This is a genomic window from Streptomyces sp. NPDC007025 (assembly GCF_042869455.1).
In the GTDB taxonomy this organism is placed as follows: domain Bacteria; phylum Actinomycetota; class Actinomycetes; order Streptomycetales; family Streptomycetaceae; genus Streptomyces.
Genome location: NZ_JBIAFT010000003.1, coordinates 102,549 through 120,287 on the forward strand (window position 1 = coordinate 102,549; position 17,739 = coordinate 120,287).

Sequence of the window (17,739 nt, forward strand, 5' to 3'; positions counted from 1 at the left end):
GCCCCTAAGCGAAGAAATTCCGTACGTGTTCCAGCCCGTCCGCCAGGGCGTCCACCTCGGCGGGCGTGGAGTACAGATAGAACGACGCTCGCGTGGTGGCAGGAATTCCGTACCGCAGGCAGACCGGGCGGGCGCAGTGATGGCCCACCCGCACCGCGATGCCCTGTTCGTCCAGCACCTGGCCGACATCGTGCGGATGAATGTCGCCCAGCGTGAAGGAGATCGTGGCACCGCGGTCCTCGGCCGTGGCGGGGCCGATGATCCGCAGGTCCGGGATCTCCTGGAGCTTGCGCACCGCGTACTCCGTCAGTGCCTGCTCGTGCTGATGGATCCGGTCCATACCGATCGCGCTGAGGTAGTCGACGGCGGCACCGAGCCCGACCGCCTGCGCGATCGGCGGGGTGCCCGCCTCGAACTTGTGCGGCGCCGGAGCGTACGTCGACGAGTGCATCGTGACGGTCTCGATCATCTCCCCGCCGCCGAGGAACGGCGGCAGGTCGTTGAGCAGCTCCTGGCGCCCCCACAGCACCCCGATGCCGGTGGGGCCGCACATCTTGTGGCCGGTGAAGGCCACGAAGTCGGCCTGGAGCGCCTGCACGTCCAGCACCATGTGCGGGGCCGCCTGCGAGGCGTCCACCACGACCAGCGCACCGACCTCCTGCGCCCGTCGCACGATCTCTTCGACGGGGTTGAAGGTGCCCATGATGTTGGAGACGAGCGTGAGCGCGACCACCTTGGTGCGCTCCGTGATCAGCTCCTCGACCCCGGCCATGTCCAGCCGGCCCTCGTCGGTGAGACCGAACCACTTCAGCTTCGCGCCGGTGCGCTGCGAGAGCAGCTGCCACGGAACGATGTTGGAGTGGTGCTCCATCTCCGTGATGACGATCTCGGTGTCCCGCTCGACGCGGTAGGGCTCGTCGGCCCAGCCGAGCATGTTGGCCACCAGGTTGAGCGACTCCGAGGCGTTCTTGGTGAAGATCACCTCGTCGCGGCTGGGCGCGTTGATGAACGCGGCGACCTTGTCGCGCGCGCCCTCGTACAGCGCCGTGGCCTCCTCAGCCAGCACATGCACGCCGCGGTGGACGTTGGCGTTGTGCTTCTCGTAGTAGTCGGCGAGGGCGTCGAGCACCTGCGTCGGCTTCTGCGAGGTGGCGGCGTTGTCCAGGTAGACGATCTTCTGCCCGTCGTGCACCAGGCGGTCCAGGATCGGGAAGTCCTTACGGATCGCCTCGGTGTCCAGCAGACCCGGGAGCTGTGTCACGCAGTGGCACCACCCTTCACGTACTCCTCGTAGCCCTCTTCCTCCAGCTTGTCGGCCAGCTCGGCACCGCCGGACTCGGCGATCCGCCCGTTGGCGAAGACATGCACGTGGTCGGGCTTGATGTAGCGCAGGATGCGGGTGTAGTGCGTGATCAGCAGGGTGCCCACCTCACCGGTCTCCCGGACCCGGTTGACGCCCTCGGACACGACGCGCAGCGCGTCCACGTCGAGGCCGGAGTCGGTCTCGTCCAGGATCGCGATCTTCGGCTTCAGCAGCTCCAGCTGCAGGATCTCGTGCCGCTTCTTCTCACCGCCGGAGAAGCCCTCGTTGACGTTGCGCTCGGCGAACTTCGGGTCGATCGAGAGGCGCTCCATGGCCTCCTTGACCTCCTTGACCCAGGTACGCAGCTTGGGGGCCTCGCCGCGGACGGCGGTGGCGGAGGTGCGCAGGAAGTTGGAGACGGAGACACCCGGGACCTCGACCGGGTACTGCATGGCGAGGAAGACACCCGCGCGGGCGCGCTCGTCGACGGACATCTCCAGGACGTCCTCGCCGTCGAGCTTCACGGAGCCGCTGGTGACGGTGTACTTCGGGTGTCCCGCCAGCGAGTAGGCCAGCGTGGACTTGCCGGAGCCGTTCGGCCCCATGATCGCGTGCGTCTCGCCCTGCTTCACGGTCAGGTCGACACCGCGCAGGATCTCGTTGGGGCCGCCCTCGGTTTCGACGGAGACGTGCAGGTCGTTGATCTCAAGCGTTGCCATGGGGACTTCAGGACTCCTGTGTGACGGAGACGAGCACTGCCGCATCGGGGCCGTCTCCTTCGATCTTGACGGGGTACACGGGGACGGGGCGGGTGGCGGGCAGCCCGGAGGGCTTGCCGGTGCGCAGGTCGAAGCGGGAGCCGTGCAGCCAGCACTCGATGGTGCAGTCCTCCACGTCGCCCTCCGAGAGCGACACATTGGCGTGCGAGCAGATGTCGTTGACGGCGAACACCTCACCCTCGGTGCGCACGAGGGAGACCGGAACGCCGTCCAGCTCCACCCGCATCGGGGTGTCCTCCTCCAGGTCGCCCAGCGAGGCGGCCCTGACGAAGCTCTCGCTCATGAGACCGACGCCTCCAGCTCCGCCTCGATCCGGGCGATGAGGCGCTCCTCCACGTCCGGAATGCCGACCTGCTGGACGAGCTCGGCGAAGAAGCCGCGCACCACCAGCCGGCGCGCCTCGCGCTCCGAGATGCCGCGCGCCATCAGATAGAAGAGCTGCTCGTCCTCGAAGCGGCCGGTCGCCGAGGCGTGCCCGGCGCCGACGATCTCGCCGGTCTCGATCTCCAGGTTGGGCACCGAGTCGACACGCGAACCGTCCGTGAGCACCAGGTTGCGGTTCAGCTCGTAGGTGTCGGTGCCGGTGGCCGCCGCCTGGATGAGCACGTCACCGATCCACACCGCGTGCGCGTCGTCGCCCTGGAGCGCGCCCTTGTAGGCGACGTTGCTGCGGCAGTTGGGGGTGTCGTGGTCGACGAGCAGCCGGTGCTCCTGGTGCTGCCCGGCGTCGGTGAAGTACAGACCGTACAGCTCGGCCTCGGCTCCCGGGCCGCCGTAGCTGACCCGGGGGTTGAGCCGCACCAGATCGCCGCCGAAGGTGACCACGACCGATTTGAAGGTCGCGTCCCGGCCCACCAGCGCGTTGTGCTGCGAGCAGTGCACGGCGGTGTCGTCCCAGTCCTGCACGGAGACGACGGTCACCTTGGCACCGTCACCGAGCACGAACTCGACGTTGGCCGAGCGCACCGCGTCACCGGTGTGGTCGATGACGATGACGGCCTCCGCGAAGGCGCCGACGTCGAAGACGGTGTGGCCGTAGGTCACGCCGCCCTCGCCGTGCAGGGAGACCCGCACCGGCTCGGTCAGCACCGCGTCCTTGGGCACCGAGATGACACTGGCCTTCTCGAACGCGGAGAACGCCTGCGCCGCCACCCGGTCCACCGGCTTGCCGGCGCGGCCGACGCGCGCGTCGTCCCGCGACACCTTCTCGACGGTGACCCCGTCGGGCGCGGACACCTCGGTCTTGACCGAGCCGGTCGCCTGCGCCGTACCGTCGTGCAGGCCCTTCAGCCGGTCCAGAGGAGTGAAGCGCCACTCCTCCTCGCGGCCGTGCGGCACCGGGAAGTCCGCCACGTCGAAGGACGGCGGGGCGCTCATCCTGGTGGCGGTGGTGGACTCTGCGGCCACCGCGATGGATCCCGTGGTGTTGGAACCGACGGGGATGTTCTGGGCCTCAGCCATGGCTGTCGTGTTGCTCGCTTTCTGCCTCTTTGTGTGCGCCTGCCTCCGGGGGCTCGGACCCGGTGCCGGCGTTCGATCGTGCTCGCTCCCTCGTCATCCGGGACCCGCGCGCGTTCTCCCTTTCGGCACCGGCGCCCCCTTCGGCTCGCTCACCTGGTCGGAGAAGGGGTCACGGATGACTCGGAACGGGGGCGGACGGCGTCAGCCGACCGCTCCTTCCATCTGCAGCTCGATCAGCCGGTTCAGCTCCAGCGCGTACTCCATGGGCAGCTCCTTGGCGATCGGCTCGACGAAGCCGCGCACGATCATCGCCATGGCCTCGTCCTCGGACAGACCGCGGCTCATCAAGTAGAAGAGCTGGTCGTCGCTGACCTTGGAGACGGTCGCCTCGTGGCCCATCGTCACGTCGTCCTCGCGGACGTCGACGTAGGGGTAGGTGTCGGAGCGCGAGACGGTGTCCACCAGCAGCGCGTCGCACAGCACGTTGGACTTGGAGCCCTCGGCACCCTCACCGATCTCGATGAGACCCCGGTAGGAGGTCCGGCCGCCGCTGCGGGCCACCGACTTCGAGACGATGTTCGAGGAGGTGCGGGGAGCCATGTGGACCATCTTGGCGCCCGCGTCCTGGTGCTGGCCCTCGCCCGCGAAGGCGACGGACAGCGTCTCGCCCTTGGCGTGCTCACCCATGAGGTAGACCGCCGGGTACTTCATCGTCACCTTGGAGCCGAGGTTGCCGTCCACCCACTCCATGGTCGCGCCCTCGTAGGCCACGGCGCGCTTGGTGACCAGGTTGTAGACGTTGTTCGACCAGTTCTGGATGGTCGTGTAGCGGCAGCGGCCGCCCTTCTTGACGATGATCTCGACGACGGCCGAGTGCAGCGAGTCCGAGTCGTAGATCGGCGCCGTGCAGCCCTCGACGTAGTGCACGTAGGCGTCCTCGTCGACGATGATCAGCGTCCGCTCGAACTGGCCCATGTTCTCGGTGTTGATCCGGAAGTAGGCCTGGAGCGGGATGTCGACGTGCACGCCCGGCGGCACGTAGATGAAGGAGCCGCCCGACCACACCGCCGTGTTCAGCGCGGCGAACTTGTTGTCGCCGGCCGGGATGACGGTGCCGAAGTGCTCCTGGAACAGCTCGGGGTGCTCGCGCAGCGCCGTGTCCGTGTCCAGGAAGAGGACGCCTTGCTTCTCCAGGTCCTCGCGGATCTGGTGGTAGACGACCTCCGACTCGTACTGGGCCGCGACACCGGCGACCAGGCGCTGCTTCTCCGCCTCCGGGATGCCGAGCTTGTCGTAGGTGTTCTTGATGTCCTCGGGCAGGTCCTCCCAGGACTGCGCCTGCTTCTCGGTGGACCGCACGAAGTACTTGATGTTGTCGAAGTCGATGCCCGACAGGTCCGAGCCCCAGTTGGGCATCGGCTTCTTCTCGAAGAGCTTGTGCCCCTTGAGGCGCAGCTTGAGCATCCACTCGGGCTCGTTCTTCTTCTCCGAGATGTCGCGGACGACATCCTGGGAGAGGCCGCGCTTCGCGGTTGCGCCCGCGGCGTCGGAGTCGGCCCAGCCGTACTCGTACTTGCCCAGCCCCTCGAGCTCAGGGTGAGCAGTCTCCGTAGGAGCAGTCATGCGGGGTTCCTCCCGGCGTCGTTCACGTTGGTGGCGTTGCTGGTCTTCGGTGGTCGTGCGGGGTTCCTGGCTGCCGGGGGCGCGGCCGCGGCGGTCTCGGGGTGCGGATGTGTCCTGGGGATGAACGTCGTGCACACACCGTCGCCGTGCGCGATGGTCGCCAGCCGCTGGACGTGCGTGCCCAGCAGCCGGGAGAAGACCTCCGTCTCCGCCTCGCACAGCTGGGGGAACTGCTCGGCCGTGTGGGCCACCGGGCAGTGGTGCTGGCAGAGCTGCTCGCCGACCTGCGCGGGCGCGTCACGCGCGGTGGCAGCGTACCCGTCCGCGGTCAGCGCCTGCGCCAGGGCCCGCACCCGGTGCTCGGGCGCGACCCGCTCCAGGGCCTCCTGGTACTTCTCCGCCTGCGCCTCCACCCGGGCGCGTGCGAAGGCCGCGACCGCGGCCTCCCCGACCTCGCCGTCCCCGGCGGTCCGGGCGATCCAGCGCAGGGCGTCGGCGGCGAGCTCGTCGTACGCCTGGTCGAAGGCGTCCCGTCCGCAGTCGGTCAGGGCGAAGACCTTGGCGGGGCGGCCCCGGCCGCGCGAGCCGTAGACCCGCTTGTCGCGGGGCTCCACGACGCCCTCGGCCACGAGCGCGTCCAGATGACGGCGGACGGCCGCCTGGGTCAGCTCCAGCCGCAACGCCAGCTCGGCCGCGGTGGAGGGGCCGTGATCCAGGACGGAGCGCGCGACCTTGTTCCGCGTGCCGTGCTGTTCATCCTGCGCCGAGGGACCCGAGGGGGCTCCACCGGTGGCCTGTGCGGCCATCGGTCGGTGCTCCCGAGCCTCGTCCCTCTTTTTCACAACGTCATTGTTGCTTAATTCCGCCGACCCGGGCAAGCGACAGCTCTGACCAGCCCCGATGGAGTACATCACGTAAGGCTGACCTAACCGGCGGGCCCGCGTCCGTCGCAGCCCGCCGCAGGAGCGCCGCGGCCCGCTCCCTAGACTGCCCTGCATGCGAAGTTCAGCGGCTGTGGAGGTCGCCGGGCTGGTGAAGCGGTACGGCAGCAGGACCGCCGTCGACGGGCTCGACCTGACCGTCGCGCGGGGCACCGTCACCGCGTTCCTCGGCCCCAACGGAGCGGGTAAGACCACCACCGTCGAGACCTGCGAGGGCTACCGCCGGCCGGACTCCGGCACCGTGCGGGTGCTCGGCCTCGACCCGATCGCACAGGGTGCCGAGCTGCGGCCCCGGATCGGGGTGATGCTCCAGAGCGGCGGGATCTACCCCACGGCCAGAGCCGAGGAGACGCTCCGCCACATGGCGGCACTGCACGCGCGCCCGCTGGAGGTGCCCGCGCTGATCGAACGCCTCGGCCTGGGCGGCTGCGGCCGCACTCCCTACCGCAGGCTCTCCGGCGGCCAGCAGCAGCGGCTCGGTCTGGCGCTGGCCCTGGTGGGCCGCCCCGAGCTGGTCTTCCTGGACGAGCCGACCGCCGGGCTCGACCCGCAGGCCCGGCACGCCACCTGGGACCTGGTGCGCGAGCTGCGCGCCGACGGAGTGACGGTGCTGCTGACCACCCACGCCATGGACGAAGCAGAGGAGCTGTCCGACGACGTCGCCATCGTCGACGGCGGCAGGGTCATCGCCCACGGCTCCCCCGCGGAGCTGTGCCGGGGCGGCGCGGAGAACACCCTGCGCTTCACCGGACGCCCGGGGCTCGACCTGAAGTCGCTGCTCAAGGCGCTGCCACCACAGACCGGCGCGGCCGAGCTCAGCCCCGGCAGCTACCGGCTCACCGGCACGGTCGACCCGCAGCTCCTGGCCACCGTGACGTCCTGGTGCGCGCAGAACGGCGTCCTGCCCGACCGGATCTCGGTGGAGCGCAGAACACTGGAGGACGTCTTCCTGGAACTGACGGGGAAGGAGCTGCGCTCGTGAACGGGACCGGTACCGCCGGCGGCAGGTACGCGCCCGCGCCGGGAGCCGCGCCGCTGCCGCGCATGGTGCGGGCGCAGGCGTGGCTGGAGACCCGTACCCAGCTGCGCAACGGCGAGCAGCTGCTGCTGACCGTCGTCATCCCGACGCTGCTGCTGGTGCTCTTCGGCGCCGTCGACATCGTCGACACCGGCCGCGGCTCACGGGTCGACTTCCTGGCGCCCGGCATCCTGGCGCTGGCGGTGCTCTCCACCGCCTTCACCGGGCAGGCCATCGCCACCGGATTCGAGCGCCGCTACGGCGTCCTCAAGCGGCTGGGCGCCTCGCCGCTGCCGCGGTGGGGGCTGATGACCGCGAAGACCTGCTCGGTGCTGGTGATCGAGGCGCTGCAGGTGCTGCTGCTGAGCGTGGTGGCGCTGGCGCTGGGCTGGTCGCCGCACGGCAACCCTGCCGCGGTGCTGCTCCTCCTGCTGCTGGGCACGGCGGCCTTCTCCGGACTCGGACTGCTGATGGCCGGCACCCTGCGGGCGGAGGCCACGCTGGCGGCGGCCAATCTGGTGTTCATCCTGCTGCTGGTGGGCGGCGGGGTCGTGGTCCCGCTGGAGAGGTTCCCGGACGCCGCGCAGGGCGTGCTGCGGCTGCTGCCCATCTCCGCCCTCTCCGACGGGCTGCGCGAGGTGCTCCGGCACGGGACCGGGATGCCCTGGGGCGATCTGGGGGTGCTGGCGGTCTGGGCGGTACTGGGCCTCGGCGCCGCCGCGCGGTTCTTCAAGTGGGAGTGACCTCCCCCGGGCGCCCCTCGTGAATGCGCGCACAAGCGGCCCTCTACCATGGCTTCGTGCCGAAACTGCTCGAACTCGTACGTAACCCCGTCGCGTACATCGCCGCGCGCTGGACCCCCTCTCCCCGCACCGTGGAGAGGGCCGCGCTGGCCGCGCTGCTGATGAGCATCGTCATCGTGGTGACCGGCGGCGCGGTGCGGCTGACCGGCTCGGGCCTGGGCTGCGACACCTGGCCCAAGTGCAGCGACGACAGCCTCACGGCCACCTCCGCCATGGGGGTGCACGGGGCCATCGAGTTCGGCAACCGCATGATGACCTGGGTGGTCTCGGCCGCGGTCGGCTGGACCATCATCGCCGTACGGGCGGCGAAACCCGCCCGCAGGGGCCTGAGCCGGCTCGCCTGGGCGCAGTTCTGGGTCGTGGTGGGCAACGGGGTGGTGGGCGGCATCACCGTGTGGGTGAAGCTGAACCCCTTCGTCGTCGCCGGGCACTTCCTGGCCGCGACCGCGCTGCTGACCGTCACCACCCTCACCTGGCTGCGCGCGCGGGAGGGCGACGCGCCGCCCCGGCCGCTGGTGGGCAGGCCGGCGCGCAGGCTCACCCGGGTACTGCTCGGCTTCACGGCCTGCCTGGTCGTCGCGGGCACCGTGGTCACCGGAGCGGGGCCGCACGCGGGTGACAGCAGCGAGGTGGACCGGATGCCGGTCGCCGTGGAGCTGGCCACCCGCACCCACGCCGCGTTCGCCTGGATCGTGGTGCTGCTGGCCCTCGTCCTCGCCCTCGGGCTGCGCCTGATGGACGCGCCGGCCGGGCCCCGGAGGACGGTGCGGAACCTGATCCTGGTGCTGCTGGCGCAGGGCGCCCTCGGGTATGTGCAGTACGCGACGGACCTGCCCGAGGTCCTGGTCGGGCTGCATCTGCTGGGCTCGACGCTGGTGTGGATCGGAGTGCTGCGGGTGGTGCTCTCCAGCCGGGAGCGCGGTCTCCCGGCGGCTGCCGGGGACGCCGCCCCCGCCCCTGACGGTGCTTCCCTGAGCAGGGCGCCGAGTGCCGCCGTACCGGAACCGGCCCCGGCCCCGAGCCGCTGACCCGCACCCGGGTACCTCTCGCCGCCTCGACTACTCGCGGGTAGCATCGGGGGCATGGCAGCAGAGAGCAGCAAGCGGGCGGCCCGCCTCGCCAAGCAGACCGGCGCGTTCGCGCAGCGGCACGGCGGGAGCGCCGAGGCGCAGATCGCCTACGTGGGACAGGTCGGCTTCCGAATCTCCCTGGTCGGTGCGGACGGCACCTGGGGCGACCTGATGGCCCCCTCCAAGGAGGCCGCCGAGGAGGCCGTGCGGGCCGAGGGCGTCACCTTGCGGGAGGGCTTCGACGGAGAGATGGCCGAGCACATGCGCACCGGGCCCTATGAGTGGGAGCGCATGGCCGGTATCCAACTGGGCGCACCCGGCGGCCGCTAGCAGCGGTACCCCGCCTGGGCCGACACGCCGAGGACCGGTCCCTCCCGTCGCCGGGAGGGACCGGTCCTGTGTGCGTCGTGGTGCGCGGAGCGCAGCCGGGGGGCGGCTCGTTCGTGGAGCCGGGGTTCGCGCGGCGCTCGGTGCGGGAAGAGGCGCGGCGCTCAGCGCAGGAAGGGGTCGATGGCGACCGCTGCGAAGACCAGCGAGACGTAGGTGATCGACCAGTGGAAGAGCCGCATCTCCTTGAGCTTGGAGCCGGTCAGCCCGGCCCGGGCGCGGGCCCGCAGCGCGTGGGCCTCCCAGAGCCACAGTCCGCCGGCCAGCACCGCGACGAGCGGGTAGAACCAGCCGACGTAGCCGAGGGGCCACAGCAGCAGGGAGACGACGACCATCACCCAGCTGTAGACGACGATCTGGTTGGCCACCACGACATTGCCCGCCACGGCCGGGAGCATCGGCACGCCGACCCGTTTGTAGTCCTCTGTGACCTTCATGGACAGCGGCCAGTAGTGCGGCGGGGTCCAGAAGAACATCACCAGGAAGAGAATGACGGCGGCCCAGCTCAGCTCGTTGGTCACCGCCGACCAGCCGATGAAGACCGGCAGGCAGCCGGCGATACCGCCCCACACGATGTTCTGCGAGGTGCGCCGCTTGAGGAGCATCGTGTAGACGACGACGTAGAAGAGCAGCGCACCCAACGACAGCGCGGCGGAGAGCCAGTTGACCAGCAGCCCGAACATCAGGGTGGAGACCACCGCCAGGCTGATGCCGAACGCCAGGCACTCGCGCGGGCTGACCATGCCGGTGACGAGGGGGCGCCGCTCGGTGCGGTGCATCAGCGCGTCGATGTCCCGGTCGATGTACATGTTGAGCGCGTTGGCGCCGCCGGCCGACAGATAGCCGCCCAGGCAGGTGATCACCACGAGCCAGAGGTCGGGGACACCCTGGGCCGCGAGGAACATGACCGGGATGGTGGTCATGAGGAGCAGCTCGATGATCCGCGGCTTGGTCAGCTCGATGAACGCCTTGACGCGGGCACCGGTCGGCCGGTGACCGCTGGGCTCCAGCGCCCCCGCAGGACGGGATTCGACGGCCGTCACGGACACCCCTGATCGCGTCATAAGGAATCAGCGAGCCCGCACCGGCGCACAGAAGAAAGGTGCAGGCCCGGGTCAAGCTCGCGCGTACCACGCCACTTTAGACGTTGGCGATACCTCGCCGGTCATGGGGGGTCACCGTGTTGGCCCCGGGGCCCGGGCACCGCTCCGGAGCCCGGGCCCGCGCGTCCGCGCGGGCCCGGCGGCGGGCGGCCGGGCGGGCACCGCGGGGCGGACGGCTCCCGCCGGGCCGCATCTCTCCGGGCGGATCGGGAGGGGCCCGCCTCCCGCCGGCGGACCCGGCTTCCGCGGCAACCGGGTCGTGTCCGACGGGCGGATCGGGGGAACAGACGTCAGCCTGGGAGTGGTGTTCCGGCGTCGCTCGCCGCGGACCGGGAGGACGGCCGGCTGTCCGGGCCCGGCTCCCGGCCGTCGGCGAGGGGGACCACCCGTGACGACCACAGAGTGAACTGTCGAAAAGTCGCACGTCCCGGCAGAGGTACGCTCGACACCGCCCGGTGAGCGCACAGACACCGGCCATCGAACATGTGGAGAGGAGCCCTGACGCAGGGTGAGCACCAAGCCGACCACCACAGACTTTGAGTGGACCGACCTGGACCAGCAGGCCGTGGACACGGTTCGAGTCCTGGCCATGGATGCCGTGCAGAAGGTCGGTAACGGCCATCCCGGTACGGCCATGAGCCTGGCGCCCGTCGCGTACCTGCTCTACCAGAAGCTGATGCGCCACGACCCGACCGATCCGGACTGGACGGGCCGGGACCGCTTCGTCCTCTCCGCGGGCCACTCCAGCCTGACCCAGTACATCCAGCTCTTCCTGGCCGGATACGGCCTGGAGCTGGACGACCTCAAGGCGTTCCGCACCTGGGGCAGCCGCACCCCCGGGCACCCCGAGCACGGGCACACGGCGGGCGTCGAGACGACGACCGGCCCGCTGGGCCAGGGCGTCGCCAACGCGGTCGGCATGGCGATGGCGGCCCGCTACGAGCGGGGGCTCTTCGACCCGGAGGCGGCCGGGGGCGACTCCCCCTTCGACCACACGGTCTGGGTCATCGCCAGCGACGGCGACCTGGAAGAGGGCGTGTCGGCCGAGGCGTCCTCGCTCGCCGGCCACCAGCGGCTCGGCAATCTGATCGTCATGTGGGACGACAACCACATCTCCATCGAGGGCGACACGGCGACCGCCTTCTCCGAGGACACCCTGCAGCGGTACGAGGCCTACGGCTGGCACGTGCAGCGGGTGGAGCAGCAGGAGAACGGGGACCTTGATCCCAGGGCGCTGCACGCGGCGCTGGAGGCGGCGCGGGCCGAGACCGAGCGGCCTTCCTTCATCGCGATGCGCTCCATCATCGCCTGGCCGGCCCCCGACGCGCAGAACACCGCGGCGGCGCACGGCTCCGCGCTCGGCGAGGAGGAGGTCGCGGCCACCAAGCGGGTTCTGGGCTTCGACCCGGACCAGCACTTCGCCATCTCCGACGAGGTCCTCGCGCACGTCCGCGAGGCCAGCGACCGCGGGCGCGCGATGCAGGCCGAGTGGGACAAGCGGATGGCCGCCTGGCGCACCGCCAACCCGCAGCGGGCCGCCGAGTTCGACCGGATCCGCGAGGGCCGGCTGCCGGAGGGCTGGGAGAAGGCGCTGCCCGTCTTCCCCGCCGGTGAGTCGGTGGCCACCCGCAAGGCGTCCGGCAGCGTGCTCAAGGCGCTGGGCCCGGTCGTCCCCGAGCTGTGGGGCGGCTCCGCCGACCTGGCGGGGTCGAACAACACCACGTTCGCCGACACCTCCTTCCTGCCGGAGGGCGGCCCGCTGCCGGGCGCCGACCCGTACGGGCGTACGGTGCACTGGGGCATCCGCGAGCACGCGATGGGTTCGACGATGAACGGCATCGCGCTGCACGGGAACACCCGGATCTACGGCGGTACGTTCCTGGTCTTCTCCGACTACATGCGTCCCGCCGTCCGGCTGGCCGCGCTGCTGAAGGCGCCGGTCACCTACGTGTGGACGCACGACTCCATCGGTCTGGGCGAGGACGGCCCGACGCACCAGCCGGTCGAGCACCTGGCGGCACTGCGGGCCATCCCCGGTCTCAACGTCGTCCGTCCGGCGGACGCCAACGAGACCTCCGCGGTGTGGGCGGAGATCATGCGCCGCCACACCAGCAAGCCGGCGCCGCACGGCCTGGCCCTCACCCGGCAGGGCGTACCGACCTACGAGGCCGACCCGGCCGCGGCCAAGGGCGGGTACGTGCTCTTCGAGGCCGAGGGCGGCCACCCGCAGGTGGTCCTGATCGGCACCGGCTCGGAGGTGCAGCTCGCCGTCGAGGCGCGCGAGCGGCTCCAGGAGCAGGGGGTGCCCACCAGGGTCGTCTCGATGCCGTGCCTGGAGTGGTTCGAGGAGCAGGAGCAGTCCTACCGGGACAGCGTGCTGCCCCCGGACATCAAGGCGCGGGTCGCCGTCGAGGCGGGCGTGGGCCTGACCTGGCACCGGTACGTGGGCGAGGCCGGGCGGATCGTGTCGCTGGAGCACTTCGGGGCCTCGGCGGACGGCAAGGTCCTCTTCCGGGAGTTCGGCCTCACCGCCGAGGCCGTGCACCTGGCGGCGAAGGAGTCGCTGCAGGCGGCCGCACGCTGACCGTGCGGGGCACCTCCCCGGCTCCGGCCCGGGAGGTGCCCCGGCGGCCCGGCACCACAAGAAGCCAACAAGCACAGGAGATGCGAATCCCATGACAGACGCACTGAAGCGCCTCTCCGACGAAGGCGTCGCGATCTGGCTGGACGACCTGTCGCGCAAGCGCATCACGTCGGGCAACCTCGGCGAGCTGAAGGACGAGCAGCATGTGGTCGGTGTGACGACCAACCCGACCATCTTCCAGAAGGCGATCTCGGCGGGCGACGGCTACCAGCAGCAGGTCTCCGACCTGGCCGCCCGCCGCGTCTCGGTCGACGAGGCCGTCCGGATGATCACCACTGCGGACGTCCGCGACGCCGCCGACATCCTCCGCCCGGTCCACGAGGCGACCGGCGGCAAGGACGGCCGGGTCTCCATCGAGGTCGACCCGCGCCTGGCGCACAACACCCGGGCCACCATCGCCGAGGCCCGGCAGCTCGCCTGGCTGGTGGACCGTCCGAACACGTTCATCAAGATCCCGGCCACCGAGGCCGGCCTCCCGGCCATCACCGAGACCATCGGCAAGGGCATCAGCGTCAACGTCACGCTGATCTTCTCGCTGGAGCGCTACCGCGCGGTCATGGACGCCTACATGGCGGGCCTGGAGAAGGCCAAGGCGCTGGGCATCGACCTGTCCCAGATCCACTCCGTGGCCTCCTTCTTCGTCTCCCGCGTGGACACCGAGGTCGACAAGCGGCTGGCGGCGCTGGGAACGGACGAGGCCGCGGCGCTGAAGAGCAAGGCGGCCATCGCCAACGCGCGACTGGCCTACCAGGCGTACGAGGAGGTCGTCGCCTCCGACCGCTGGCAGGCGCTGGAGAAGGCCGGTGCCAACCAGCAGCGTCCGCTGTGGGCGTCGACCGGCGTGAAGGACCCCGAGCTGCCGGACACGCTGTACGTCACCGAGCTGGTCGCGCCGAACACCGTCAACACCATGCCGGAGGCGACCCTGCAGGCCGTGGGCGACCACGGCGAGATCGGCGGCGACGCGGTCCGCGGCACCTACGAGGAGGCCCGGGCGGTGCTCGACGGCATCGCGAAGCTCGGCATCTCCTACGACGATGTCGTGGCGGTCCTGGAGGACGAGGGCGTCCAGAAGTTCGCGGACTCCTGGAACGACCTGCTCGAGTCCACCGAAGCCGAGCTCCAGCGCCTGGCCCCGAAGGAGGCGTAACCGAATTGAGCAGCGCGAGCGGCACAGCCAACCCGCTGCGTGACGCTCAGGACCGACGGCTCCCGCGCATCGCGGGGCCGTCGGGCCTGGTCATCTTCGGCGTCACGGGTGATTTGTCACGGAAAAAGCTGATGCCTGCGGTGTACGACCTCGCCAACCGCGGGCTTCTCCCACCGGGCTTCTCCCTCGTCGGTTTCGCCCGGCGCGACTGGGAGGACGAGGACTTCGCGCAGGTCGTGCACGACGCCGTCAAGGAGCACTCCCGCACCCCGTTCCGGGAGGAGGTCTGGCAGCAGCTGGCCCAGGGCATGCGGTTCGTCCCCGGCGAGTTCCACGACGACCAGGCGTTCGAGACCCTCCGGACCACGATCGACGAGCTGGACAAGTCCCGGGGCACCGGCGGCAACTTCGCCTTCTACCTCTCGGTACCGCCCAAGTTCTTCCCCACCGTGGTCTCCCAGCTCAAGAAGCACGGCCTCTCGGACGCCGGCCCCGACTCCTGGCGGCGCGCCGTCATCGAGAAGCCCTTCGGCCACGACCTGAAGTCGGCGCAGGAGCTGAACGCCGTCATCCACGAGGTCTTCCGGGCCAGCGAGGTCTTCCGGATCGACCACTATCTCGGCAAGGAGACGGTCCAGAACATCCTGGCCCTGCGCTTCGCCAACACGCTGTTCGAACCGCTGTGGAACCGCAGCTACGTCGACCATGTGCAGATCACGATGGCCGAGGACATCGGGATCGGGGGCCGGGCCGGCTACTACGACGGCATCGGTTCGGCCCGGGACGTCATCCAGAACCACCTGCTGCAACTGCTCGCCCTGACCGCCATGGAGGAGCCCACCTCCTTCGACGCCAAGGCGCTGCTGACCGAGAAGCTGAAGGTGCTCAACTCGGTGCGGCTGCCGAAGGACCTGGGCAAGCACACCGTGCGCGGCCAGTACGCGGCGGGCTGGCAGGGCGGCGAGAAAGTGCCCGGCTATCTCGACGAGGACGGGATCGACCCGCACTCGAAGACCGACACCTACGCGGCGATCAAGCTGGAGATCGACAACCGGCGCTGGGCCGGGGTGCCGTTCTATCTGCGCACCGGCAAGCGCCTGGGCCGCCGCGTCACCGAGATCGCGGTGATGTTCCAGCGGGCCCCGCACTCCCCCTTCGACGCCACCGACACCCAGGAACTGGGCCAGAACGCGCTGGTCATCCGCGTCCAGCCGGACGAGGGCGTGACCATCCGCTTCGGCTCCAAGGTGCCCGGCACCCAGATGGAGATCCGGGACGTGACCATGGACTTCGCCTACGGCGAGTCCTTCACCGAGTCCAGCCCGGAGGCATACGAACGCCTCATCCTGGACGTCCTGCTGGGCGACGCGAACCTCTTCCCCCGGCACCAGGAGGTCGAACGCTCCTGGGAGATCCTCGACCCCGTCGAGGAGTACTGGGACAAACACGGCAAGCCCGAGCAGTATCCCGCCGGCACCTGGGGACCCCAGGCCGCCGACGAGATGCTCGCACGCGACGGACGGATTTGGCGGCGGCCATGAACATCGATCTGACGGACACCACGTCCAGCCGCATCAACGCCGAACTGGTCAAGGCGCGCCGCTCCCTCGGCTCGCCCGCCATGGGCATGGTGCTGACCCTCGTCATCGTCACCGACGAGGGGAACCACTACGACGCGCTCAAGGCTGCCAGCGGCGCCTCCAAGGAGCACCCCTCGCGGATCCTCGTCGTCGTCCGCCGCCCCGGCCGCTCCCCGCGCGACCGGGCGCAGCACCGGCTCGACGCGGAGGTCCGGGTCGGCGGCGACGCGCGCGAGGCGGGCTCCGGAGAAACGATCATTCTGCGGCTGCACGGCGAACTGGCCTCGCACGCCCACAGCGTGGTGCTGCCGCTGCTGCTGCCGGACGCCCCGGTCGTCGTGTGGTGGCCCGAGGACGCGCCCGAGAACCCGTCCGAGGACCCGCTGGGCAAGCTGGCCCAGCGGCGCATCACCGACGCCGCCGCGACCGAGGACCCGGTCGGCGCGCTCAGCCTGCGCGCCAGCACCTACGCGCCGGGCGACACCGACCTGTCCTGGACCCGCATCACCCCCTGGCGCAGCATGCTCGCCGCCTCGGTGGACCAGAAGCAGCTCACCATCAAGTCGGCCGTCGTCGAGGGCGAGGAGTACAACCCCTCCAGCGAACTGCTCGCCCTCTGGCTCGCCGAACGGCTGCGGATCCCGGTCGAGCGCCGGATCTCCGAGGGCCCCGGCATCACGGGCGTGCAGCTGGAGACGGGCGAGGGCCAGATCTGCCTCGACCGCGCCAACGGCGCACTCGCCGAGCTCGCCGTCCCCGGCCAGCCCGACCGGCACGTCGCCCTCCAGCGGCGCAGCACGGCCGAGCTGCTCGCCGAGGAACTGCGCCGGCTCGACCCGGACGAGGCATACGCCGAAGCCATCCACTTCGGCGTCAACCGGATCTCCGGCCCGGACCCGGCGCATCCCACCCCCTCCGCGCCGGCTCCCGCACCGGCCGAGACCCGGGCGAAGCCGGCCGCCGCGGGCTCCGCGGCCACCGCGGGGAAGAGCGCCCGGAAGGCGGCCGGCGCCAAGCGCGGGAGCGCCGCGGCGCAGCCGGCCCCGTCCCGGTCCGCGGGGAAGGCGGAGTCATGACGGGCGCCCGCGAAGTGGTCGTGCACACCGGCAAGGACGAACTGGCCCGGTCGACGGCCGCGCGGCTGGCCGGCCGGCTGGCCGACGCGCAGGCCGCGCACGGGACCGCGTCGGTGGTGCTGACCGGGGGCCGGAACGGCAACGCGCTGCTGGCCGCACTCGCCGACTCGCCCGAGGCACGCGCCCGGCTGGACTGGTCCCGGCTGGACGTGTGGTGGGGAGACGAGCGCTTCCTGCCCGAGGGGCATCCGGACCGCAACCACACCCAGGCCCGGGAGGCACTGCTGGACGCGGTGCCGCTGGACCCGGCGCGGGTGCATGTGATGCCGCCCTCCGACAGCCGGTACGCGGGCGACGCCGAAGCGGCGGCAGAGGCGTACGCGACCGAGCTCGCGGCCGCGGCGGGCGCCGACCCGACCGCGCGGGTCCCGGTGTTCGACGTCCTGCTGCTGGGCGTCGGGCCCGACACGCACGTCGCCTCGCTCTTCCCGGAGCACCCCGCGCTGCGGGAGACCGAGCGCACCGTCGTGGGCGTGCACGGGGCACCCAAGCCGCCGCCCACCCGGTTGTCGCTGACGCTGCCCGCGATCCGCTCGGCGGAGGAGGTGTGGCTGCTCGCGGCCGGCGACGACAAGGCCGACGCGGTCGCCCTCGCCCTCGCCGCGGAACCCGGGCCGCTCCAGGCGCCGGCCGCCGCGGCGTCCGGGCGCTCGCGGACGCTGTGGCTGCTGGACGAGGCGGCGGCCGCCGGCCTCCCGGCGACGGGGGCCTAGCCGCGCCGACGCCGCAGGGGCCCGCCTC

Annotated in this window: 16 protein-coding genes; 9 read left to right on the plus strand and 7 right to left on the minus strand. The window is 71.1% G+C overall.

What is annotated here, in order from left to right; all coding sequences use genetic code 11:
- Positions 1-4: 4 nt before the first annotated feature.
- From ACFYMO_RS06895 to ACFYMO_RS06920, 6 genes are all read right to left on the minus strand, one after another.
- Positions 5-1,261, minus strand: a complete 1,257-nt coding sequence (locus ACFYMO_RS06895) for a cysteine desulfurase (protein ID WP_366774192.1) — start codon at positions 1,259-1,261, stop codon at positions 5-7.
- Complete coding sequence (gene sufC, locus ACFYMO_RS06900; protein WP_366774193.1) at positions 1,258-2,022, minus strand: Fe-S cluster assembly ATPase SufC; 765 nt, start codon at positions 2,020-2,022, stop codon at positions 1,258-1,260. The genes ACFYMO_RS06895 and sufC overlap by 4 nt, the downstream gene beginning before the upstream one ends.
- 7 nt (positions 2,023-2,029) lie before the next feature.
- Positions 2,030-2,365 (minus strand): non-heme iron oxygenase ferredoxin subunit, encoded by a 336-nt coding sequence (locus ACFYMO_RS06905; protein WP_366774194.1) that lies wholly within the window; start codon positions 2,363-2,365, stop codon positions 2,030-2,032.
- A complete protein-coding gene (gene sufD, locus ACFYMO_RS06910; RefSeq protein ID WP_366774195.1) occupies positions 2,362-3,543 on the minus strand; it encodes a Fe-S cluster assembly protein SufD in 1,182 nt (393 codons plus the stop codon). The genes ACFYMO_RS06905 and sufD overlap by 4 nt, the downstream gene beginning before the upstream one ends.
- Before the next feature lie 201 nt (positions 3,544-3,744).
- Positions 3,745-5,166, minus strand: coding sequence for a Fe-S cluster assembly protein SufB (sufB, locus tag ACFYMO_RS06915; RefSeq protein ID WP_388544781.1), 1,422 nt, complete (start codon positions 5,164-5,166; stop codon positions 3,745-3,747).
- A complete protein-coding gene (locus ACFYMO_RS06920) occupies positions 5,163-5,972 on the minus strand; it encodes an ArsR family transcriptional regulator (RefSeq protein WP_366774197.1) in 810 nt (269 codons plus the stop codon). The genes sufB and ACFYMO_RS06920 overlap by 4 nt, the downstream gene beginning before the upstream one ends.
- A 190-nt stretch (positions 5,973-6,162) precedes the next feature.
- Here ACFYMO_RS06920 and ACFYMO_RS06925 point away from each other — a divergent pair, with 190 nt between their 5' ends.
- The 4 genes from ACFYMO_RS06925 (at position 6,163) to ACFYMO_RS06940 (ending at position 9,328) form a co-directional block, all read left to right on the plus strand.
- Positions 6,163-7,089 (plus strand): ABC transporter ATP-binding protein, encoded by a 927-nt coding sequence (locus ACFYMO_RS06925; RefSeq protein WP_366774198.1) that lies wholly within the window; start codon positions 6,163-6,165, stop codon positions 7,087-7,089.
- 62 nt (positions 7,090-7,151) lie between these two features.
- Complete coding sequence (locus ACFYMO_RS06930; RefSeq protein ID WP_366774234.1) at positions 7,152-7,868, plus strand: ABC transporter permease; 717 nt, start codon at positions 7,152-7,154, stop codon at positions 7,866-7,868.
- Positions 7,869-7,891: 23 nt separating this feature from the next.
- Positions 7,892-8,956: a COX15/CtaA family protein gene (locus tag ACFYMO_RS06935; RefSeq protein ID WP_366774199.1), complete on the plus strand. Its 1,065-nt coding sequence runs from the start codon at positions 7,892-7,894 to the stop codon at positions 8,954-8,956.
- A gap of 54 nt (positions 8,957-9,010) precedes the next feature.
- Positions 9,011-9,328, plus strand: coding sequence for a hypothetical protein (locus tag ACFYMO_RS06940; RefSeq protein WP_366774200.1), 318 nt, complete (start codon positions 9,011-9,013; stop codon positions 9,326-9,328).
- A gap of 161 nt (positions 9,329-9,489) precedes the next feature.
- On the opposite strand, the gene ACFYMO_RS06945 is transcribed toward ACFYMO_RS06940, so the two are convergent.
- Positions 9,490-10,434, minus strand: coding sequence for a heme o synthase (locus tag ACFYMO_RS06945; protein WP_366774201.1), 945 nt, complete (start codon positions 10,432-10,434; stop codon positions 9,490-9,492).
- A 562-nt stretch (positions 10,435-10,996) separates the two neighbouring features.
- On the opposite strand from ACFYMO_RS06945, the gene tkt reads away from it, so the two are divergent.
- The 5 genes from tkt (at position 10,997) to pgl (ending at position 17,711) form a co-directional block, all read left to right on the plus strand.
- Positions 10,997-13,072, plus strand: a complete 2,076-nt coding sequence (gene tkt / locus ACFYMO_RS06950) for a transketolase (protein WP_366774202.1) — start codon at positions 10,997-10,999, stop codon at positions 13,070-13,072.
- A gap of 91 nt (positions 13,073-13,163) precedes the next feature.
- Positions 13,164-14,282 carry a transaldolase gene (tal, locus tag ACFYMO_RS06955; RefSeq protein WP_366774203.1) on the plus strand — a complete coding sequence of 373 codons (1,119 nt, stop codon included), beginning with the start codon at positions 13,164-13,166 and terminating at the stop codon, positions 14,280-14,282.
- A 5-nt stretch (positions 14,283-14,287) separates the two neighbouring features.
- A complete protein-coding gene (gene zwf, locus ACFYMO_RS06960) occupies positions 14,288-15,823 on the plus strand; it encodes a glucose-6-phosphate dehydrogenase (RefSeq protein ID WP_360296879.1) in 1,536 nt (511 codons plus the stop codon).
- Positions 15,820-16,938, plus strand: coding sequence for a glucose-6-phosphate dehydrogenase assembly protein OpcA (gene opcA / locus ACFYMO_RS06965; RefSeq protein ID WP_366774204.1), 1,119 nt, complete (start codon positions 15,820-15,822; stop codon positions 16,936-16,938). Before zwf ends, opcA begins: the two co-directional genes overlap by 4 nt.
- Positions 16,935-17,711 carry a 6-phosphogluconolactonase gene (gene pgl, locus ACFYMO_RS06970; protein WP_366774205.1) on the plus strand — a complete coding sequence of 259 codons (777 nt, stop codon included), beginning with the start codon at positions 16,935-16,937 and terminating at the stop codon, positions 17,709-17,711. The genes opcA and pgl overlap by 4 nt, the downstream gene beginning before the upstream one ends.
- Positions 17,712-17,739: the final 28 nt, after the last annotated feature.